Source organism: Phocaeicola faecalis (genome assembly GCF_021730445.1).
Taxonomy (GTDB): domain Bacteria; phylum Bacteroidota; class Bacteroidia; order Bacteroidales; family Bacteroidaceae; genus Phocaeicola; species Phocaeicola faecalis.
The window spans coordinates 87,946-111,578 of record NZ_JADNRM010000014.1 but is presented as its reverse complement, the minus strand read 5'-3'; the positions used below and the strand labels follow the sequence as shown (position 1 = coordinate 111,578).

Below are 23,633 nucleotides of genomic sequence, written 5' to 3'. Positions count from 1 at the left end.
CGGCGCGAGCGCACAAAGCGTTGGATATCCCTGTCCCAGCAGTCTATGCCCGCTTCGATGGCCTCCAGACTGAGCGAGTTCATCCACCGTTCGTCCACCTTGGCGTAGCGCAAGTGGTCATCAGGAATACCGTGTTCCACGCCCGCCACCTCGGTCTCCTCGGTCAGCACGTTAAACCGGAAGTGGTAGCGGGAGGTGAGAAAAGCGGTCACTTCCTGCATCAAGGAGCGTGATTTCGCCTTCTTAACAGTTTCTTCCGGAGATATTGGCGCGGACTCCTTTTCAGTGTCTTTCAAAGATATCGGTCCGACTTCCTTTTCAATATCTTTCGAGGACTTCAGTCCGGGCTCCTTTCGGATGTCTTTCGAAGATATCACTCCGATTTTATTTTCAATATATTTCGAGGACTTCACTCTGAGTTCCTTTCGGATATCTTCCAAAGATGTTGGTTCGACTTCCTTTTTAATGTCTTTCGAGCCTACAGTATTCATGACCTTTCGAACGCTTCCCGGTCGCACGGAATCTTCCTCCGTTTCTTCCGTTAAGTCTGTCGGACATCCGGAAAAACCGTTTCTGCTTTCCAACAAATTTCCCTTGCCGTTTTCAGCAAGAAGAACCTGTGATTTGTCCACTTCCTTCACTCCGTCTTCATCAGAAACGATATAGTGGTAACTGCCCGCCAGCGCATTTCTGTCGGTGCGCGGAGTCCAGTCCAGCACCAAAGCTACCCGGCCTTCGCGGATATCCACTGCCAGGTGCACACCGGGCATGGTCCGACAAAGCGGCATCAGTCCGTTGAGGGCGGATACGAGGTCACGGCGTGGTGTTCCGTCGGAGGGAACAGGAGCTGACAGGAATTTGCTTCCGAAGAAGACTGTTTTGAGAGTGGCGAATACATTCATGAGCACTTCTTTTTAGATTTGACGAACTACAAATATACAACATAAAAAAGCCTTTGTCAAGAGGGAAGACAAACTAATCCAATCCCGGCACTTCAATATGACGGAGCCTGACACAATGACATATATACGTGCAGGCTCATGCGTACGTACGTGTAGGCCGATGCGTACGTACGTGTGGGCTTATGCCACCGTATGTGTAGACAGATGCGTACGTACACACTACACACTTTACAAACAGGGGGGTGCAAAATGTGGATAATGCTGTCGTTTCGTGCGTAGGGGCGAGGTTTGCTCGCCCGAAAACAGTTTGCTTTGTGTCTTCGGGCAGGCAAACCCTGCCCCTACAACTGACGATGGGATAGCCCGGTTTAGTTTTGACACACTCCCATGCTGCAAAAAAGACTTTGAGGTTTTCCAAAAAGACCTTGATGTTTTTTAAAAAGGTCGTTGTGTTTTCAGAAAAGCTCGGCATCTTTTTAAAAAAGCTCGGTATGTTTTTCATGTAGGGGCAGATTGCATCATCCCCTCATTAAGCCGATTATCCTTCTTTTCCGTTCATCCTTACATTTTAATTAAAACACTCACATAATCAGTCGGTTAAGAATGACAGCACATCCCCTCCTCCTCCCTTCAGCCGCGCTTTCCAAGTCCCTTCACAATCCCTTGTGTACTTTCTACACCTCTTTTCAGCCTGCCGTTTTCTGTAGGGGCAGACCCATGTGTCTGCCTGAGAACAGTTCACTTTAAGTTATTGGGGTCATTGGGCGGACACATGGGTCCGCCCCTACCGTAAAGTGTTATCGAAAAAGTTCTAAAGCCGGAAGAAGCTTTACAAATAAAAGGAGGCTGAAAGGGTGGTGACGAGATGTCCATTCACTACCGAAACCCCTATCAACAGGGTGTTTCAGCGGTCAATGAAAGGAGGAAGGAAGAATTTGAAATTTAAACAACGAGCTAAAATTGGAAGTAAATAAACGGTTGTATATCACTGCTCTTTATCTGAATAACCAAATAAATTAATGCTACCAGCAATAACGCCTTTCCCAATAAAGGCAGCCTAACCACTCCGCGACAACAAGTGTCTTGCCAATTATCAGGAGCAAAATGCAATAAATAACCTACTCCCATCAACACAAAGACTTTCCAATATCCTTCGATAAGCTGCACAAATACTTCGGGATGAAAAGCGGTAAATACTTGTTTTATCATCGTTACCGACGCCTCAAAAGTACTGTTACGGAAGAATATCCAACAGAAACAAACAAAATGAAACGTAAGAATCACGGCAAAAAACTTTCGGATACCATGACTCACAGCAGTCTTGGGTTTGCCCAAAAGATTACGCCAAAACTTGTGTACAGCCAATGCCACGCCATGAAAGCCACCCCAAATAACAAAATTCCAAGATGCCCCATGCCACAGTCCTCCCAATAACATGGTGAGAAACAGATTGATGTAGGTACGGATTTTCCCTTTGCGATTTCCTCCCAATGAAATATACAAATAATCACGCAGCCAAGTGGACAGAGAAATATGCCAGCGATGCCAAAAATCAGTGATACTGTCCGCCTTGTAAGGGGAATTGAAATTCATCGGGAAATGAAAACCGAGCAGCAAGGCGATGCCGATTGCCATATCGCTATAACCTGAAAAATCACAATAAATTTGCAACGCGTAACCATAAATTCCAAACAGATTCTCTACTCCCGAATACAAAGCGGGATTGTCGAAAATGCGCTCAACAAAATTCACACTAATATAATCAGAGATGACTGCCTTCTTAAACAAACCACTGACAACGAAGAATACCCCCATACCAAACATCTCTCGTGAAACCATCAACGGCTCACGAATCTGAGGAATAAAATCACGCGCACGAACAATAGGACCTGCCACCAACTGAGGAAAGAAAGAGACATAAAACACATAATCCAACAAACGATTCAGCGGCTGCAACTGCCGACGATATACATCAATGGTATAACTCAATGACTGGAAAGTAAAAAACGAAATACCTACCGGCAGAAAGATATCCAACGGCTGAAACTTACCGTTCCACAACGGAGCCAGTATCTCATAAAAGAAATTGGTATATTTAAAATAACAAAGCAGTCCCAAATTGACAGACAAGCTCAACAACAGAAGCCCTTTCCTGCCCCATTTACTTTCCGTCACAGCCATGCGTCCTGCCAAAAAAAAGTCTGTAACCGTCACTACTCCCAATAAAAAGAAATAAAAGCCACTGCTCTTATAATAAAAATAATAGGAAAACAGAGATACAAACAAAATGCGCGCCGTGTCCTTCTTCTGCAATAACAAATATATTAGGCTGAAGCCCAAAAACAGAAACAAAAACAATCCGCTACTAAATATCATCGGTTGTTTGGCATTATAAGTCAACAGCTCTGCCAATTTATTCCAATCCAGTTGCCACATACTCGTTATACGCTTTAATTAATGCTTGATGTAATAAGTTACCTTGCAGCCGATATCCTTCGGGAGTAAAATGAATGCCATCCGCCCTCAACAGGTGATTACGCGTCCAATTTTTGCAAGCGTCGGTCTTCCCTCCCACCACGGTATACATATCCCACACAGCCATCCCATGCTTGCATGCATATTCCCGGATGATACGCGCCACAGTCACTGTCCTCGGATTGATAACCCGTGAACGACGACGTCCTACATACGCTCCCGGAGGAGTAGTTAAAAGAAAAACCGTTTCGGGACAAGCCTTTTTCAACATTGAAAGCAGACGATCTATCTGCATTTCGTGTGCCGGAGCCAAGTAGCGACGGCTGTGTGCCTCATTTGTTCCAAAAGAAAGAATAACTAAATCGGGCTGAAGAGCAGCTATTTTTTTTATCTTATCTTCTGTGGTAAAGGTGACACAGGTAGCCCCGTTCACCCCCATTATATGATAAACAAGTCCGGGCTCGCCCGTTTCGTGTGCCAGCCCATCCGTGCGGTAGGTTATACTATCGGGATAAACAGCCTCAGCACCGAAATCACTTTCCAACCGACGACGAGTAACCAAAGGATAAACGTGTCCCCTCACATGAGAATCACCAATATGAACGACACGTACTGGTCCGTTCATCTCATTCAGTTTCCGAAAAAATGGAAGCAGTGAACGCGTACTGTCCTCTATCACATTGTCTGCCGTATGCTTAAAATTGTCAGGCAAAGAATCGTGACATACAATAAGCCGGCCGGACGAATGCATTTCTTTAGTCTGCCCCGGCAAATGCAATGGTTCCAATACACGGGCTATCGGCGGAAGTGGATCTTGAGCATAAAGACCGGAAAGAGACGGACAAAGCATAAATACCACTGTCACTACCACGACCAGGCATCTGTTTGTTTTATTCCGCTTCATAAGCCTTCCGCTTTTCGTATTGTTCCTTACCATACATCAATGTCTCAAACAAAATGCCCGACAGATGTTTTCCTCCTTTGAAATTGATATGCGTGTAATCGAGATTTGCCATCTTCCGGTCTATCATATCAAGAATACTTCCTTCCCCGCCCATAGCCTCATACATATTCCAGAAAGCAATCCGGCTATCGGCTGCAATAGACTGTTGATAACGAATCAAGTTCTTCACCCCCGGCATAGTACGTAATTCTCCATTTCGTTTTTCATCCTTAAATTCGCGATCACCCACACTCACCAATAAAATAGCAGCTTCGGGGAAAGCCTCTTTGAGATGAGTTATCACCGTAAGCATACCTTTTTTATAATTCTCATAATTCACACCGCGTTCGGTTGCCACATTCAGTCCATACTGAAGAACGACCAAATCATAAGGACGCACACGCTGAAACGCTTTCAATGTTTTCAAAGGGATACTCCGCAAGTGTAAACCGCTACTGCCGCGCACACTGAAATTGTCTACAACCACCCCTCGCTTGCCATCCATTGCCACTCCAAAGAAAGTAACAGAATCAGACTGTTCCACACTCCATTTTACTTGTCCTATCCGTCCCTCTACAGAAAGCATCTGTAATCTATCGTCTCCCGGCTCTTCGTGTAAAACGCCTGTTCCCCCATTTATTTGAGAGCGAATGCCGGCAAATCCTTTGTTTAAGTAATAGAGAGTGGACACTTCACACGTATCCAAACGAGAAGCATATTTAGACTGGCCTTTCAGTTGCACGTATGCTCCTTCGCGAGCAAAAAAGTAATGTCCGGAAATATCTTGCTGACTCCTGTCGAAGCCTATGGAATCATTGCTCGAGTGGCTACTCCAACCGCCAAAAGAGTGACGGACTGTGGGACGATAGCCACTGATAGAACTGGTTATAGGTACATAGCCTACTCCGCAGCCTCCAAATTCATTCTGAAGTCTCTCACGCAAATCGGCCGTAAAAATATCCGCTTCGATAAAAGAATCACCAAAATAAGCAATGCGGACAGGACGTTTCATTGTTTTTATGGAAGAAAGCGCTTCATAAAAATGCTTCATTCCCCTCATGGTAGAATCGGAATAATCTTCTATACAAGTCATCCCTGTTTTGCAGGTATCCACAAAAATCGGTTTCACAGGAGGAGGAAGAACGATAGTGTCAGAATCGGCCACTTCTTCTATATCAGGACGAATATCGGCCAGCAAGTCGACTTTACGAAGCTGCTCACCGTTCAATTTCATCGGCGGAAGAAAATACAGCCCCAATAAGGCTCCTACTACCAGAAGTGTGAGAAAGAAAGTGGCTGATATATAATTTTTCATACTATGCTATTTGTGAATCAGGCGCAAAAGTAGTGATTTTTTAGACGAGAATCTGTATGAAGAAGGATAAAAAAGAAAATGTTAGCCGGGAGTGTGTCTGTTACTTTAGATTTTTGACACACTCCCGGCAATGCATATTTTAAACTGTCTTTTCTATGTTCCACACAAAGGCACGGAGTCCCAATTGTTCGGTCTCCTTATCCATTTTGTGCAGAGCATCAAGTAAAGGATCTACTTTCGCATCATCTACAACAGTAATGATAGCCGAACACATACTCGGCCATGCATGACTGCCATAATGAGGCTCGCCCTTGACGCTACCGCGTCCCTGTACCTGCTGCCAATAACTGAACCCACGACAGTTCTGACGGTCGAGCAATGCCAGGATACGCTCATAAAAGGCTTGGTCGAATGTGATGAATACTGATTTCATATCTTTGAATTTATGATTTATATATTTTTTCCTTTAGTCATCTCTTCTTTGTGTGACTGATAGTAATCGTTCAGCTCACGGCTTGACTTCATTTTCTTACGGGCACGCTTAATGCCTGTACCGGCAAATGAGCAGTAAAGCACAGGAACCAAAATCAATGTCAACACCGTTGATACAGTCAGACCACCGATTACGGAAACACCCAACGGACGCCACATTTCAGAACCTTCTCCACCTCCGATAGCCATCGGCACCATACCCAAGATAGTAGTCAGCGTAGTCATCAACACAGGGCGCAGACGACTGCGACCGGCTGTCACCACCGAATGGATAACCGCCATACCACGCTCACGGCACAGTGTAATGTAGTCAATCAATACGATACCGTTCTTTACCACGATACCAATCAACATGATACCACCCAACAAGCTCATAACATTCAGCGTTGTTCCCGTTCCGAAGAGCGCCATCAACACACCACTGAATGCGAATGGGATAGAGAACATGATAATGAACGGATAAGTAAGTGATTCAAACTGAGCCGCCATCACAATAAATACCAAGATGATAATCAGTACTGCCAATGTACCCAAATCACCGAACGAATCCTGTTGGTCTTCATACGAACCTGCTACCTGGATACTGATTCCGCTAGGCAAATCCATCTTGTCGATAATAGCATTGCCTTCTGCCACCACGCTACCCAAAGGAGCACCCGATATTACCGCAGACACCGTAACAATACGCTCACGGTCTTTACGCTCGATGGTAGGCGGAGCCGAACGTTCAACCACTTTTCCCACATCTTTTACACGAACAGCTTTTCCGGCATTATTATAGATAAGGATATTCTCCAAATCTTCAATGCTGGTACGAAATTCAGGAGCATAACGCACCTTGATATCATATTCGTCACCATCTTCACGATAGTAAGACGATAAAGCACCATTCACACGGTTACGCAAATACATGGCGGCAGTAGAAAGATTCAGCCCTTGCAAAGCCAGTTTCTCACGGTCAAAATCCACCTGATATTCCGGTTGATAATCCTGACGACTGATGTTGACCTCCGATACACCTTTTACATTCAGCAAGGCAGCCTTCAAATCAGCAGCCGCTTTATCGGTATCCGTAAAATCATAACCATAAATTTCAAAATCTGCTGTAGACTGTCCGCCCATACCGCCACTATTACCACCCAGGATTACCTGTGCCTTATCAAGTTCGGGATATGCTTTCAAGTCCTCACGCATACCGTCACAGACTTCTGCCAGTGTCATCTCGCGGTCGGCAGGATTATACAGGTTGATATTAAACGAAATAATATGGCTGCCGTTGTCCTGAATAGAAGCCCAAGTATTATCGGCATCCGCCTGTCCCACTGTGTAGTTGCAGACACGCATCACTCCATCGTATTTTTTCAGCCACTTCTCAGTCAGCTCTTGAGCCAATGTCTGTGCACGTTCCACACGTGCGCCGATAGGCAACTGAAGCTGTACGGAAATACGGCTATTGTCCTGTGACGGGAAAAACTCCGTACCGATACCCTTTGCACAAATCAAACTGAGCACAAAGAATCCGAAACATCCTGCAATCACCGTCTTACGATGGCGTACCGCCCAATTCAAACGATGCTGATACCAACCGTCCAGTGCGTCCAACGAACGTTCAATCGGTTTATAAAAAGCAATAAACCACTTGCTTTGTTTTTTCTGCAAACGAAGCATTTGGGCACACATCATTGGAGTGAACGACAAAGCTGAAATGGTAGAAATAGTCATAATCACACACATCATCCATCCCAACTGACGGAACAATACCCCCGACATACCGCTTACCATAGTCAGCGGGAAGAACACGGCAATCATGGTCAGCGTAGATGCGATAACAGAAATAGCCACCTCATTCGTACCATGAATAGCTGCCTGTTTGGGCTCGGAACCACGTTCGATGTGAGTAGTCACATTCTCCAAAACCACAATGGCGTCATCCACTACGTTACCAATAGCAATAGACAAACAGGACAACGAAATGATATTCAACGAGCCCCCCTCCGTAATAGCCAAATAGATAAAAGAGGCAATCAACGACATCGGAATAGTGATACAGATAATCACTGTAGCACGCCAACGTCCCAAGAAGATAAATACAACCAACACCACAAAAAGAATGGCGTACATAATGGTTTCCGACAAACTGTCTATGGTATTCAATATATTATCTGATGTATTGACAATCACACCCAGTTTCACATCACTGGGAAGTGACTTCTGCAGCTTAGGCAACTGTTCCATTACCTTCTTGGAAATATTTACCGAATTGGCTCCTGACTGCTTCTGAACAACAATCATGGCACCTTGCACGCCGTTGTTGTAAGTTTTCTGTGCCCGTTCTTCCACTGAGTCCACAATCTTTGCTACATCACGCAGATAGACAGATGCACCATTGTGTGTACCCACCACAATATTCGCCATCTCGCGCGGGTCTTTAAATTCTCCCTCCACGCGCAATGAATAAGTATTGCTACCCACATCGAACGTACCGCCCGGCGTATTCTTATTCTCGGCACCGATAATAGAACTGATTGTTTCGATAGTCAAATCGTAAGCATCCAGTTTGTTCGGATCACAATAAACATTTACCTCACGCTTGGGCGCACCGGCAATAGACACGGTACCCACACCGGGAACACGCGCCAAAGGGTTCACTACATTATCATCCAATATCTTGTAGAGTGCAGGCTGGCTTTCTTCCGCCTGAACGGAAAGCAGCAGGATAGGAATCATATCCGTACTGAACTTAAAGATTATCGGTGTATTCACTTCATCAGGAAGTTGCGAGCTCACCATATCCAGTTTATCGCGAACATCATTCGTCAGCACATCAATATCGTAACCGTATTCAAATTCCAGGGTTATCACTGAAATATTCTCGGAAGACTTAGACGTGATATGTTTCAGGTTACTCACCGAGTTCAATGTATTTTCCAACGGGCGAGTCACATTATTTTCTATATCGGAAGCACTGGCACCCTGATAAGATGTCATTACCATAATGGTATTGGTATCAATATCCGGATACAAGTCTACCGGAAGTTTAGACAGTGAGAAAAGACCAAAGATTGCCACCGCAAGGAAGCAAAGTGAGGTCATAATCGGTTTCTTAACTGCTCCTTCGTATAAACTCATATAATTATACTCTTTAATTATTTACTTACTTCAACTTCTACTCCATCGGCCAGACGGGTCTGGCCTGCAACAACTACCTGAGAGTTATCATCTACTCCCGAAAGCAGTTCATATTCGGTATCCATGCGACGTCCGAGCTCTACCTTATTATAAGATACCTTACCGTCTTTGTATACATATACATAACGGTCACCCGAACCGGCACGCTTCACAATAGCTTGGTCGGGAACCACGACATGACTCATCGTACCGAAGCTGAGCGTCACACGTCCGAACATACCCGGGCGTACTCGCTGGTTGGTATTGGTCAGTTTCACCTCGACCGGGAAAGTATGAGTCGCCGCATCAATAGTAGGATATACCAGACTTACTTTTCCTTCGAATACTTCATCGCCATAAACATCGAACTTCACGTTCACATCCATTCCTTTCTTCACTTTTGGGAAATAAGGTTCGGATACATTAATAAGAAGTTTAACCGGAGTTATCTGTTCAACCACCAATACAGGGGTAGCAGCAGACGAATACAAATCACCATTATCAAAATTACGCGCAGTCACCACACCATTCAGAGGGCTCAACAACTGCGTATTTTCAAGCAAGTTATTGTAAGAAGTACGACGTACATCCAATGTAGTCTTGGCGGCATCCCATTCCGACTTGGAAGCGCCACCCACTTTATACAATTCATCCACACGTTTAAACTCCGTTTCCTCATTTTCCAGTTGTAACTTCAACTGCTTCAGACTGGCAGCATCCATCTGCACCAGTTTCTGACCTTTGGAAACATAATCGCCCACTTCGACAAATATTTTATCAATGCGCCCCGGAGAGGTCGGTGCTATATTGTTTTTTGCTTCAGCTTCCACGGTGGCGGTATATTCTTCTATTTGCTCCACCTCACGCGAAGTCACAGATGCCAATTTCACCACCGGTTTATCTACCTGTGCGACCCCTTCCTGTGCTCCTTCTTTCTTCTCTGCCCCGCCTGAACAAGCGCTCAGCAAAGCGACCACCAACAAAGCTGCTATTTGAAAACTTTTTTTCATACTGTTATCTTTATGTTATGTTGTTATTATTCTGTTACCACTTCTTCGCCCATCACCAAATCAAGGTCAGCCTTTGCCACCAAGTAGTCATAAATGGACTGGTTATAGGTGAGTTTCGCTTCTGTCAGAGCTACCTCCGAACTATTTAACTCCAAGATAGTCCCCTTACCTACTTCATATCTTTTTTCAGCAATAGTCCGTCCCTTTTCTGCTTGGAATACGGCCTCTTTGTTGCTGACTACCTGCTCGGTACTTGCCGCCATATTGTCCAGATAACTGGTAGCCTGCATGGTGAGCTGGCGTTCCGTATTGATACGATTCTCCTCGAGCTGTTTCATCTGAATACGGGTTTGTTTCAACTTAGTGAAGTTACTTCCCTTAAACAAAGGGATAGTCAGATTCAGCCCAAGAGTTGAATAAGGTCGCCAGTCATACTCCTTGAATTTAAAGTTATCATTCATAGAAGTGTACATATACTGAAAGCTGGCAGACAGTGTAGGCATGAAATTGGTATATTGCAACTTCAGATTTTGTTTCAGTTGCAACGCATTCAGTTCCAACTGCTTCAATGTACTGTTGTTTATCAGATTATTAGGCCGCGGCATTGCCTGACGAGTAAACATGGACATTTCGTAATCTTTCAGGTTACCGTCCACTGCTACATTTACTTCCGCTTCCATTCCCATCAAAACTTTCAGTTGCAGAGTAGCCAGATTCACCCCGTTACGAGCAGACACGACCGTCGGTTTCAGGCTGCGCATCTGCACTTCCGCACTGATTTTATCGTACTCACTGACAGAGCCCTGCTCATACTTGGCTTTCACCACATGATAGTTGTCTTCGCTCTGCTTATAACTTTTCAGCAGCACCTCGTAACTATCTTGCGCCAAAAGCAACTGATAAAAGGCCTTTGTCACCTGGTTCACCATATCGAGACGCGAAGACCGCGCTTTTTCCACTGCCAAATCCACATCCGTCTTTGTCAGACTGATACTCTTATAAAGTGCAGGTGCAAAGACAGGCAGACTCACAGACAAACCGCCGCTATACGTGTTGTCCGTTCCCACTTCAATCACCTTTCCCTCCATAGCGAAAGATTGCTTTTTGATGGCTCGTGAATAACTTCCCACTAAATTGGCTTCGGGAAACAAGCCTGAGTAGGCTTCCCGGCGGGCTTCCTTCTTGAGTTTGATTTCTTGACCGGCTACTTTAATGGTCGGATTCTCGCTCAACGCTATCCTGACCGCTTCCTGTAAAGTAACCCTTAATGTATCTTGTGCTCGTGCACTCTGTGTTGCTGCCACTGCCAGCAACAACAAGGCTAACTTAGGCTTTAAAAAAAACTTCATTTACTGTTTACTCTTTATTATTAAGTGACTAATTTAGTTCTATCCATTCTTGTTATGCTCCTCCCGTTTCTGGTTATACAGAAAATCATCTACAATCTTCAACCCCTTTTCTGTAGAAATGCCCCGCATATGCATGAAAACAACAGTTTCATATATTTCAGCCAGCGAATAGGATTTACATATTTCAGAGCGAAGCAATATATCCATCTGTTCGCCTACCATTGCACGAACAATAGCATAATTCACGTCCTTGCGGAATATTCCTTGATTGACTCCCTTTTGATAAAACTCCATTGCGGCATCCAAGTTCTCTTTGCGGCTCTCGGCAATATAAGCCACCACCTTAGGATACTTCTCCATATCCTCAAAGAACTTCCGGTTTGTATTCTGAAAGTCCTGTACACTCTTCTGATAGAAACGGAGAATAACTTCCAAGACATTCTCTGCCTTGGAAGCTATCTCTTCCATTGATTTCTTCATCTCCTCCCGATGCAGCCTCATCACATCGAGCAACAAATCTTCTTTGTCATGAAACAACTCGTACAGCGTTCTTTTCGATATCGACAGGTCAGCGGCAATATCATCCATTCTGACTGTCTTTACCCCTTTTCGGGTAAATGCCTTTGCAGCTGCTTGAACAACATGCTCCCTTACTATCGTTTTATCTGTTTTTTTCTTCTTAACGCTATTCATCATAAAGAGAGAAGACAAAGATACACTTATTTTATAATACCCAACTTCGAATTCCGAACAAATTCCACCAGATGCACTATTTCAGGGCTGGAAGGTACTTGTTCCTCGATACGGCGCAATGCATCCTCGATAGATGTATTTGCCTTATAGAGAATACGGAAAGCATGGGCTATATGCTTAAGAACCGTTTCAGAAAATCCTTCGTGTTGCAACACCAGCGTATTGATGCTGTAAAACGAGGTCGGTTCATGAGCTGCCACACAATAAGGAGGAATATCCTTAGTGAAACGGCATCCGCCCTGCACCGCTGCATAAGTCCCCAAACGAGTGTGTCCCTGCATCAACACATTGGAAGTCAGGATAGCATAATCTTCAATGACACAACATCCCGACACCTGCGAACCGTTACCGATGATGCAATTGTTACCGATAGTCACATCATGCGAGATACGCGCTCCCTGCATGATGAAGTTATTGTTTCCAACCACTGTTTCATCACCGGCAAAAGTGGCACGGATAATTACAGCATTCTCACGAATCGTATTATTGTCACCTATACGGGCAATGGTTTCATCACCTTTATAGTTGAAATCTTGCGGAGTTGCTGCAATAACAGCTCCGTTATAAATCGTGTTTCCGTTACCGATGCGTGCGCCACTCATTATGCTGGCGTTGGGCATGATGACATTATTATCACCTATCTCCACATTCTTGTCGATGTAGACAAACGGGTGAATCGTTACGTTTTTCCCGATTTTTGCTGACGGGTCTACATAAGCCAACGAACTAATCATATTCGTATCATTTTTAAGGTTAATTATTCGCGTCCACCACCTAATGCGCTATACAGATTGATAACAGCCTGCATACGCTGGAAAGTATCGGAAACTTCGTTCAACTGAGCACTTAGCAATGACTGCTGGGCAGTGATGATTTCCAGATAAGTGGCTTTTCCCGCCTGAAACAAATCTTTGTTCATCTCTACCGCTTTCTGCATTTCCGAAACTTGTGCCTGATGTTCGGACAGTTTCTTGTCTGCCGTGTCATAAAGGAACAAAGCATCACTCACTTCCTTACCTGCTTCCAGGATAGTCTGCTGATAGTTCATCTTGGCAATCTGTTCTTCCGCTTTCGATACTTTCAGGTTGGCAACCAGTTTACCGCGCTGGAAAATAGGCTGAGTCAATGAACCGATGGCATTCCAAAGCATCACTGCAGGATTAGAGATAACGGTGCCATTGGAACCATTCGTCCATCCCAATGTTCCGGTGATATTAACACCCGGATAGAAAGCCGAGCGAGCCTGATTTGTGGTATAGTAAGCACTTGCCAATGCCAGTTCAGCCGCCTTCACATCCGGACGGTTTTCAAGCAACTGCAAAGGCACACCCACTGCCAGTTCTGTGGGCATTACTTGTTCTTCCAATGTTCCGCGTTCTATATTTTGGGGAGCCTTGGCCAGCAATACAGAAATTGAGTTTTCCGTCTCGCGCACCTGGCGTTTCAGGTCGGCCAGCGAAGCCTCTGTCTGGTGATAGGCTCCTTTGCTCTGTGCTACAGCTGCTTCGGTAGTCATACCGGCTTCCTTCATAGCCTCCATCGTACGAACAGTTTCTTTCATCAAAGCCACGTTCTGTTCGGTAACACTCACCTGACGGTCGAGCATCAACAGTGAATAGTAAGCATTGGCAATGCCGCCAATCAACTGTGAGCGTACGGCCTGCTGGTAAGCTTTACTCTGCAAATAAGAAGCTTTCTGCCCACGGTGTGCATTCAGCAGTTTGCCGAACAAATCCACTTCCCAGCTTGCAGAAGCAGGCAAAGTATAGTTCTTAACAGGAGTAGCCTTATCCACACTGGTCAACGAACCTTGCGGAGCAAGTGCCAGCGAAGGCAAATAAGACAAACGGGCTGATGTCAACAGCGCCTTCGCCTCCTTCACACGCAGCACGGCTGTCTGCATATCCACATTGTTTGCCAGTCCTTCTTCAATCAAAGCCTGCAATTTCGGGTCACGGAACACTTCCTTCCATGACAAGTTGCCCATATTGGTTGTATCATTTTCAGCCAATGTATCGTTAGCCGCAACCGGGTCACGATAGATGCCGGCGGCATCTATCGACTCGGGACGGTCGTATGATTTATAGATGTGGCAACTGCTCAGTAAGAGCGTTGCACAACATAGTCCTATTATCTTTTTCATTGTTCTTCTATTCATTTACGGGTGTATTGTTCTATTTCGGGTTCAACCTCTGTATTGTCCACATTCTCCCATTCTATCGGTTTGAATTTCTCTTGCAACCACTGGAATACCACGAACAACACCGGTACGATGAATATCTGGAAAATCATACCAATCAACATACCACCAATGGCCGAAGCTCCCAATGTACGGTTACCATGCGCACCTACTCCCATAGCCAGCATCAACGGAATCAAACCGACAATCATGGCCAATGAGGTCATCAGAATCGGTCGCAAACGAGCAGCCGCACCCAGCACTGCCGCCCATGAAATACTCATTCCCTGCTTACGGCGGTCCAAAGCGAACTCTACAATCAGGATGGCATTCTTTGCCAACAGACCCATCAACATAATCAATGCAATCTGCATATAGATGTCATTTGACATGGTTCCCAAAATCATCTTCAGTGCCGGGATATTTCCCAATGCCGCAAATCCGTTTACGAACAAGAAGCTACCCAACAGACCGAACGGAACTGAAAGCAATACGGACAACGGCAGGATATAACTTTCATACTGTGCACTCAGCAACAAATAAACGAATACGAAACACAAGATAAAGATGAGACCTGTAGAGCTGCCACTGGTAGATGCCTCTTCGCGGGCCATACCTCCCAGCTCATAACCGTAACCGGTAGGCAGATTCTCTTTTGCCACTTCCGCGATAGCCTGCAAAGCCTGTCCTGAAGTATAACCACTGGCAGGAGCCACCATCACCTTGATAGCCGTATAAAGGTTGAAACGGCTGATAACGTCCGGACCATACACCTTTTTGATAGATACAAACTGAGAGATAGGAGCCATTTCATTACCATTGCGTATCTTGATGCTGTTCAGCGATTCCAAATTCTTAGTCGCTTCGGGTTCTGCCTGAATCATTACACGATACATCTTACCGAAACGGTTGAAGTTAGAAGCATACAAACCTCCGAAATATCCCTGCATGGTAGTCAGAATGTCACTAGGACTGATACCTGCCTTCTTACAAGCGGCAGCATCAATGTCCAACATATATTGAGGGAAATTCGGGTTGAAGGTGGTCTGAGCCGAATTAATTTCGGGACGTGCCTTCAATGCATCCATATAGTTCAAAACCACATCATAGAAGTGGTTCAGGTCACCACCTGTCTTATCCTGCATGTTCAACTCGATATCGCTGGATGCCGAATAACCCGGAATCATAGGAGGAGCGAAGAACAATACCTGCGCATCTTTGATAATCTTCTGCGCACGCATAAATAAAGTACCTACCACAACATCCGAATTCTGCATCATGGAACGTTCTTCCCAGTCTTTTAACTTGATAATCAAAGAACCGTAAGAAGGACCCTGTCCGCCGATAAAGCCAAAACCGGAAATCACGGTACGCGAACCTACCGCAGGTTCGGCAGCTACCAGACTGTCTACACGGTTTAAGATTTCCATGGCGCGCTCCTGCGAAGTGCCGGGAGGCAATGTCACCGCACCCATAATCGTACCGGTATCTTCATTAGGCACCATACCGGTCGGAGTAGTCTTCATAAAGAATACCAACAAGATGATAGAAGCAGCAACCAATCCGAACGACAACCATTTCTTATGGATAAAGAACACGACGTGTTTCTTATATTTCTTCAACAGAGAATCGTATGCAGCATTGAAAGCAGTATGGAAACGTTCCACACGGGTCATTTTCTTCGTTCCGTGTCCTTCATCGTGCGGTTTCAGGAAGATGGCGCACAATGCCGGTGACAGAGTCAACGCATTCAAAGCCGAGAAACCGATAGCAATAGCCATGGTGATACCAAACTGGCGATAGAACGTACCGGCCGTACCTCCCATGAAACTTACCGGAATAAACACAGACATCATAACCAATGTAATAGAAACGATGGCACCACCCAGTTCGCTCATGGCATCGATAGAAGCCTCACGAGAAGATTTATAACCTTGGTCCAACTTGGCATGGACGCCCTCGACGACGACTATGGCATCGTCCACCACAATCGCAATGGCAAGCACCATCGCCGAAAGTGTCAGCAAGTTCACACTGAAACCAATCAGTTTCAACACAAAGAAAGTAGCAACCAGCGCCACCGGAATGGCAATGGCCGGAATCAACGTAGAACGCATATCCTGCAAGAAGATATATACCACGATAAACACCAGGATAAACGCTTCAATCAATGTCTTGATAACCTCATGGATAGAAGCGAACAAGAAGTCATTGGCATTTTGAGCAATATTGATGCTCAAACCGGTAGGCAGCGACTCTTGCGCCTTTGCAAGTACTTCCTCCAAATTGGAAATCGTTTCGGTAGCATTGGTACCTGCCATCTGATAAACGATACAAGATACCGCTTTATGGCCGTTTACCATATTGTTGAAAGTGTAAGCCAAACGTCCTAACTCAATATCTGCCACATCACCCAAACGAAGCACGTTACCATCGGGCAATGCCTTGATGACAATATCCTCAAATTCAGTGGTCTGCTGCAGACGTCCTTTATAACGGATGGTATATTGGAAAGTCTGGTTACCGCGTTCACCGAACTGTCCCGGAGCCGCTTCAATATTCTGTTCGGCCAAAGCTGCCGACACATCGGTAGGAATCAGTTTATACTGCGCCATCACATCCGGCTTCAGCCAGATACGCATAGAATAGTCCTGTCCCAACACATTAGCGTCACCTACACCCTTTACACGCTTGATTTCAGGAATCAAGTTGATATTAGCATAGTTCTCAATAAATTCAATATTATACGAGTCGGTCTCATCATACAGGGAGAACACCATCAACATGGAGTTTTGGCGTTTCTGAGTAGTCACACCGACTTTTGTTACTTCGGCAGGCAACAAGCCCTGTGCCATAGAGACACGATTCTGCACATTGACGGCTGCCATATCCGGGTCAGTGCCCTGATTGAAGTAGACATTAATATCAGCCGAACCGTTGTTTGACGCTGTAGACTGGATATACATCATGTTTTCCACACCATTAATCTGGTCTTCCAACGGCGCAATGACAGAATTCAATACAGCAGTTGAGTTCGCACCTGTATAATTCGCTCTAACCGATACGGTAGGCGGTGCAATGTCCGGGTACTGTGTCACCGGCAATGTAGCAAGTCCGATTACACCCAAGATGACAATCAACACGGAGATAACCGTTGACAGCACCGGACGATTAATAAATCTATCTAATTTCATTCTTCTATATACCTTATTATATAAACGACATAAATTCGCTCACTCAATACTCATTAATTATTTAAAGGCTGTGGCAATGTTGCCCTCCTTCTGGTCTTTCAAGTGCTGTTGATATTTAGCCTCTTTCTGTTCGGGAGAAATCGGAGTGATGACCTGTCCGTCCTTCAAGTTCTGAACACCTTCAATCACAATCTTGTCACCGGGTTTCAAACCACCTGTCACGATATAATTCTTGCCATCGTTCAAGTTTGAAATCTGAATTTCGGTATGTTTCAGCGCATTGTCCGACTGAAGCACATACACAAACTTCTTATCCTGAATTTCCTGAGTGGCCGACTGCGGAATCAAAATAATGTTTTCCATTGTATAAGGGAATATCACATTGGCCATACCACCACTGCGCAATACCGACTGCTTGTTGGGGAAAATAGCACGCATACTTACGGAGCCGGTAGACTGGTCGATAACACCACTGACCGCATCAATTCGACCCTCTTCCGCATATACCGAACCATCAGCCAATTCCAACTTCACGGCCGGCATCTTTTCCAACTGCTCCTTCAGCGTACCGCCCGCCTTGGTCATGGCCAGCAATTGTTTCTCAGTCATTGAGAAATACACATACATGTCACCGATTTCGCTCACAGTGGTGAGAGGCTGAGCCACCGACGGGCTCACCAAGCTTCCCACGCGATAAGGGAAAGTTCCGACCACCCCATTGGAAGGACTTGTCACAGTACAGAAATCCAAATTCTGCGTGGCACTTGTCAATTGTGCCTGTGCTTGTGCCAAACTAGCCTTGGCAGAGAGCAACTGATCTACTGCACTTTGATATTCAAAATCACTAATAATATTCTTATCATGCAGGTTCTTCTTCTGCTGTTCGTTCAGCGTCAAAGTATTGACATTCGATTTTGCCATCTCCACAGCTGCACTTGCCTGACGTTTGGCAGCCGCATACTGCGTAGGATCGATTTGAAACAACGCCTGTCCCTTGCGAACTGTTGCACCTTCATCCACACACAGTTTCACGATAAAGCCAGACACCTGAGGACGTACCTCGATATCCTGAATACCCTTGATAGTAGCCGGATATGAAGTGGATTGCTGGCTGGCCGTGGACTGTACCGTCACAACGGTGAATTCGTCATCACCCAATTTCATACCACTCTGACCGCCTCCGCAACTGCTTAAAACGGCCATCGCCGCCATAACAATCGCTGCGCGGCTCAATGAAATGCATTTCATTTTGTTTACTGTCATCTTCATAACTAATATTATTGAACTTTATTATTTAGCAAAAGAAGTCGGGGTTATTAGAAAACTTTCTAACCCAATTAAGTTTTTAACGGCGCAAAAATAGTCATTTTTTCGCCATTTATATCCTTATTCAGTGAGCTTTAACTATAAATAACGCGTAACTAAAAAGTGTTTGGAAAGGTGTTAAATAAACAATAGACACAATCCTGCATGTCGGTATATAACGGGTGGCAGCATGGTCTTTTTTTTATTTATTTTTAAATTATAATTAAGCAGTAAAAACAGAGAGATTACTCAGGATTTCGTACCTTTACTCCCACAATTAAACGAATCCGTGTCAAATATTACACTTAAAAAATCAACAATTCGACATCATTTCATGGCGCAAAAGCGTCATTTTATAATTTTATTTGTATTTTTGCCACCAATTTAAAACAATAACACTAATAAATAGGAAAACATTATGGTTAAGATTACCAAAGAGGCTGCCTTACTCTATCACTCACAAGGCAAGCCCGGAAAAATTGAAGTAGTACCTACCAAACCGTACAGCACACAGACAGACCTGTCACTCGCCTATTCGCCCGGAGTGGCAGAACCGTGTCTGGAAATAGAAAAAGACCCGCAGACAGCTTATGATTATACAGCAAAAGGTAACCTGGTAGCCGTTATTTCCAATGGCACCGCCGTCCTCGGACTAGGCGACATCGGCGCCCTTAGCGGCAAGCCGGTCATGGAAGGCAAAGGGCTGTTGTTCAAAATTTATGCAGGCATCGACGTATTCGACATCGAAGTCAATGAAAAAGACCCTGAAAAGTTCATCCAAGCCGTTAAAGCCATTGCCCCCACTTTCGGAGGCATCAATCTGGAAGATATCAAGGCTCCCGAATGTTTTGAAATAGAAAATCGCCTGAAAGCAGAACTGGACATCCCGGTGATGCACGATGACCAGCACGGAACAGCAATCATCTCTTCTGCCGGACTGCTGAACGCCCTCGAAGTAGCAGAAAAGAAGATAGAAGACGTAAGAATCGTAGTAAACGGTGCAGGTGCATCAGCTACTTCCTGTACCAAACTATATGTAGCCCTCGGCGCACGCAAAGAAAATATTCTTATGCTCGACAGTAAAGGCGTCATCACCAGTGACCGCCCCAACCTGACCGAAAACAAAAAATTCTTTGCCACCGACCGCCGGGATGTGCACACACTGGAAGAAGCCATTAAGGGTGCAGACGTATTCCTCGGCCTGTCCAAAGGAAACGTACTGACACAAGACATGGTGCGCAGCATGGCCGACCATCCGATTGTATTCGCCCTCGCCAACCCCACTCCCGAAATTTCTTACGAGGATGCAATGGCATCCCGCCCGGATGTATTGATGTCTACCGGACGTTCGGACTACCCCAACCAAATAAACAATGTAATCGGTTTCCCCTATATATTCCGCGGAGCACTCGACACGCAGGCCAAAGCCATCAACGAAGAAATGAAGCTGGCTGCTGTCCGTGCCATTGCTAATTTGGCAAAGCAACCCGTACCCGATGTAGTAAATGAGGCCTACCACGTAAACAACTTCACTTTCGGTCCCGATTATTTCATTCCGAAGCCGGTAGACCCCCGTTTGATAACTGAAGTTTCGATGGCAGTCGCCAAAGCTGCTATGGACTCAGGTGTTGCCCGCAAACACATTACAGATTGGGAAGCTTACAAAACCCGCCTGCGCGAGTTGATGGGCCAGGAAAGCAAACTCACCCGCCAACTGTACGAAACGGCACGCCGTGACCCCCAGCGAGTTGTTTTTGCCGAAGGCATCCATCCCACTATGCTGAAAGCTGCTGTCGAAGCCAAAGCGGAAGGTATCTGCCATCCAATATTGCTAGGTAACGACGAACGCATCGAGAAATTGGCAAAAGAGCTTGATTTAAGTTTGGAAGGCATCGAGATTATCAACCTCCGCCACGATCGCGAAGCCGAACGCCGCGAACGCTATGCGCGTATCCTCTCGGAAAAACGTGCCCGCCAAGGAGCTAATCTCCAAGAGTCAAACGACAAGATGTTCGAGCGCAACTACTTCGGCATGATGATGGTGGAAATAGGAGAAGCCGATGCATTTATCACCGGTTTGTATACCAAATATTCCAATACCATCAAAGTAGCAAAAGAAGTGATAGGCATCCAACCGGAATATAAACACTTCGGAACCATGCATATCCTGAATTCTAAAAAAGGTACTTACTTTGTGGCTGATACCCTGATTAACCGCCATCCGGACACGGATACGCTGATTGATATTGCCAAACTGTCAAAGAAGACTGTGGAATTTTTCAATCACACGCCGGCAATGGCAATGCTTTCTTACTCCAACTTCGGTTCGGACACGGAAGGCAGTCCCGCCAAAGTGCATGAAGCAGTAGACTATATGCAGAAGAAGTATCCCGAACTCGCCATCGACGGCGAAATGCAAGTAAAATTTGCCTTGAACACAACACTGCGTGACGAAAAATATCCATTTACCCGTCTGAAAGGCAAAGAAGTGAATACATTGGTATTCCCCACCCTAAGCTCGGCCAATGCCACGTACCAATTGATTCAGTCCATGAGTAGTGAAACAGAAGTGCTCGGTCCGATTCAAATGGGACTGAACAAGCCTATCCATTTCACCGACTGCGAAGCGTCGGTACGCGACATTGTGAACATCACCGCTGTAGCAGTGATTGACGCCATCGTAGAAAAGAAGAAAAAGGCTAATAAATAACAACCTGTTTCAGGCCATAAAGAACAAAAGGACAAATTTTCTTAGTGCTGCAATCTGCATACACTTAATTTGTTCTTTTGTTCTTCAACCCGATAAAATCTGTCATTAAAACACCTGTATATCACCATGAGCCGAAAACCACTATCCCTTCCCCAAATTGTAATTCTTGCCCTTTTATGGGTAGCAATATGCTATATCATCCTCACCGGAAGCGAACAAATTGACGGGCCGCTAATCTTATCCATTATCATTTCGGGCGCTTTAGTCTTTATTCCTTTACTAAAGTATTTAAAGAACAGGGTAAAATAATCTTTTATTCATATTTTCGCTTACATTTTGTACAATCTGATATTTTTTATAGCATTTCCTTTATAATTTGTTGCATAATTCAATTCTTATCTATATTTTTGCATCGTCAATAAAGCAATGGAAATTAATTAATAACTATAAAAGAAATAGATTATGAATGCAGCTAAGGTATTAGACGAATTAAAAAGAAGATTCCCTAATGAGCCTGAATATCATCAGGCGGTAGAAGAAGTGCTTGGTACAATCGAAGAAGAATACAACAAACACCCTGAATTTGATAAGGTAAACTTGATTGAGCGTCTTTGCATTCCCGACCGCGTATACCAATTCCGTGTCACTTGGATGGACGATAAAGGCAATATCCGAACCAACATGGGCTATCGGGTACAGCATAATAACGCCATCGGCCCATATAAAGGCGGTATCCGTTTCCACTCTTCTGTGAACCTGGGAATTCTAAAATTCCTTGCCTTTGAGCAGACATTCAAAAACTCATTGACCACTCTGCCTATGGGTGGTGGAAAAGGCGGTTCTGACTTCTCTCCGCGCGGTAAATCCAATGCGGAAGTAATGCGTTTCTGCCAAGCTTTCATGTTGGAACTATGGCGTCATATCGGTCCCGAAACCGATGTGCCGGCCGGTGATATCGGTGTAGGCGGACGCGAAGTAGGCTTTATGTTCGGTATGTATAAGAAGTTGTCTCACGAATTCACCGGAACATTTACCGGAAAAGGACGCGAATTCGGCGGCTCGCTGATTCGTCCGGAAGCAACAGGTTACGGTAACATCTATTTCCTGATGGAAATGCTGAAAACCAAAGGAACCGATTTGAAAGGCAAAACCTGCCTGGTATCGGGATCAGGTAACGTAGCTCAATATACCGTAGAAAAAGTAATTGAGTTGGGTGGTAAGGTAGTTACTATGTCAGACTCTGACGGTTACATCTACGACCCGGACGGTATCGACCGCGAAAAACTGGACTTCATCATGGAACTGAAGAACTTATATCGTGGACGCATCCGCGAATATGCAGAAAAGTACGGTTGTAAATATGTAGCAGGCGCTCGTCCATGGGGAGAGAAAGCAGATATCGCGCTGCCTTCTGCCACTCAGAACGAACTGAACGGCGACGAAGCGCGCCAATTGGTTGCCAACGGCGTAATGGCTGTCAGCGAAGGTGCAAATATGCCTTCTACCCCCGAAGCTATCCGTGTGTTCCAAGAAGCCAAAATTCTATATGCTCCGGGTAAAGCAGCCAACGCAGGCGGCGTGTCGGTATCCGGCCTCGAAATGACTCAAAACTCCATCAAGCTGGGCTGGAGCTCAGAAGAAGTTGATGAAAAGCTGAAGAGCATTATGAAAAATATCCATGCAGCTTGTGTACAATATGGTACGGAAGAAGACGGATATGTAAACTATGTGAAAGGTGCAAACGTTGCCGGTTTCATGAAGGTGGCAAAAGCAATGATGGCTCAGGGCATCGTTTAATAAAGTCCATTCCTTTATATTATATCATAACATGCAGAGAG

General features: G+C 45.1%; 15 protein-coding genes and 1 pseudogene. 3 read left to right on the top strand and 13 right to left on the bottom strand.

The annotated features are described in order from the left end of the window. The 13 genes and pseudogenes from IR173_RS13180 to IR173_RS13120 all read right to left on the bottom strand — a co-directional run. Window positions 1–902: pseudogene (locus IR173_RS13180) on the bottom strand (VapE domain-containing protein); the annotation flags it as partial. A gap of 954 nt (window positions 903–1,856) precedes the next feature. Beyond that, window positions 1,857–3,338, bottom strand: a complete 1,482-nt coding sequence (locus IR173_RS13175) for an MBOAT family O-acyltransferase (RefSeq protein ID WP_237040059.1) — start codon at window positions 3,336–3,338, stop codon at window positions 1,857–1,859. Further along, window positions 3,316–4,281: a GDSL-type esterase/lipase family protein gene (locus IR173_RS13170; protein ID WP_237040058.1), complete on the bottom strand. Its 966-nt coding sequence runs from the start codon at window positions 4,279–4,281 to the stop codon at window positions 3,316–3,318. Before IR173_RS13170 ends, IR173_RS13175 begins: the two co-directional genes overlap by 23 nt. Continuing rightward, a complete protein-coding gene (locus IR173_RS13165; RefSeq protein ID WP_237040057.1) occupies window positions 4,268–5,635 on the bottom strand; it encodes an SGNH/GDSL hydrolase family protein in 1,368 nt (455 codons plus the stop codon). Before IR173_RS13165 ends, IR173_RS13170 begins: the two co-directional genes overlap by 14 nt. Before the next feature lie 139 nt (window positions 5,636–5,774). Next, entirely contained in the window at window positions 5,775–6,068 is a 294-nt protein-coding gene (locus tag IR173_RS13160; RefSeq protein ID WP_237040056.1) for a PG0541 family transporter-associated protein, read from the bottom strand. A 17-nt stretch (window positions 6,069–6,085) separates the two neighbouring features. Then, on the bottom strand, window positions 6,086–9,256 hold the full coding sequence (locus tag IR173_RS13155) for an efflux RND transporter permease subunit (protein WP_237040055.1): 3,171 nt from the start codon (window positions 9,254–9,256) through the stop codon (window positions 6,086–6,088). 17 nt (window positions 9,257–9,273) lie between these two features. Continuing rightward, window positions 9,274–10,305, bottom strand: a complete 1,032-nt coding sequence (locus tag IR173_RS13150) for an efflux RND transporter periplasmic adaptor subunit (protein WP_237040054.1) — start codon at window positions 10,303–10,305, stop codon at window positions 9,274–9,276. Window positions 10,306–10,331: 26 nt separating this feature from the next. Continuing rightward, window positions 10,332–11,654, bottom strand: a complete 1,323-nt coding sequence (locus tag IR173_RS13145) for a TolC family protein (RefSeq protein ID WP_237040053.1) — start codon at window positions 11,652–11,654, stop codon at window positions 10,332–10,334. 39 nt (window positions 11,655–11,693) lie between these two features. After that, the gene (locus IR173_RS13140) at window positions 11,694–12,347 is read right to left on the bottom strand and encodes a TetR/AcrR family transcriptional regulator (protein ID WP_237040062.1); all 654 of its coding nucleotides are present in this window, start codon (window positions 12,345–12,347) and stop codon (window positions 11,694–11,696) included. Between the two features lie 26 nt (window positions 12,348–12,373). Next, the gene (gene lpxA / locus IR173_RS13135; protein WP_237040052.1) at window positions 12,374–13,141 is read right to left on the bottom strand and encodes an acyl-ACP--UDP-N-acetylglucosamine O-acyltransferase; all 768 of its coding nucleotides are present in this window, start codon (window positions 13,139–13,141) and stop codon (window positions 12,374–12,376) included. A gap of 23 nt (window positions 13,142–13,164) precedes the next feature. After that, a complete protein-coding gene (locus tag IR173_RS13130) occupies window positions 13,165–14,550 on the bottom strand; it encodes an efflux transporter outer membrane subunit (RefSeq protein ID WP_237040051.1) in 1,386 nt (461 codons plus the stop codon). An 11-nt stretch (window positions 14,551–14,561) separates the two neighbouring features. Next, a complete protein-coding gene (locus IR173_RS13125; protein WP_237040050.1) occupies window positions 14,562–17,780 on the bottom strand; it encodes an efflux RND transporter permease subunit in 3,219 nt (1,072 codons plus the stop codon). A 57-nt stretch (window positions 17,781–17,837) separates the two neighbouring features. After that, window positions 17,838–19,049, bottom strand: a complete 1,212-nt coding sequence (locus tag IR173_RS13120; protein ID WP_237040049.1) for an efflux RND transporter periplasmic adaptor subunit — start codon at window positions 19,047–19,049, stop codon at window positions 17,838–17,840. Window positions 19,050–19,503: 454 nt separating this feature from the next. Here IR173_RS13120 and IR173_RS13115 point away from each other — a divergent pair, with 454 nt between their 5' ends. The 3 genes from IR173_RS13115 (at window position 19,504) to IR173_RS13105 (ending at window position 23,592) form a co-directional block, all read left to right on the top strand. After that, the gene (locus tag IR173_RS13115; protein WP_237040048.1) at window positions 19,504–21,795 is read left to right on the top strand and encodes an NADP-dependent malic enzyme; all 2,292 of its coding nucleotides are present in this window, start codon (window positions 19,504–19,506) and stop codon (window positions 21,793–21,795) included. 126 nt (window positions 21,796–21,921) lie between these two features. Beyond that, the gene (locus IR173_RS13110) at window positions 21,922–22,104 is read left to right on the top strand and encodes a hypothetical protein (protein WP_237040047.1); all 183 of its coding nucleotides are present in this window, start codon (window positions 21,922–21,924) and stop codon (window positions 22,102–22,104) included. A gap of 153 nt (window positions 22,105–22,257) precedes the next feature. Next, on the top strand, window positions 22,258–23,592 hold the full coding sequence (locus IR173_RS13105) for an NADP-specific glutamate dehydrogenase (RefSeq protein ID WP_237040046.1): 1,335 nt from the start codon (window positions 22,258–22,260) through the stop codon (window positions 23,590–23,592). Window positions 23,593–23,633 lie beyond the last annotated feature (41 nt).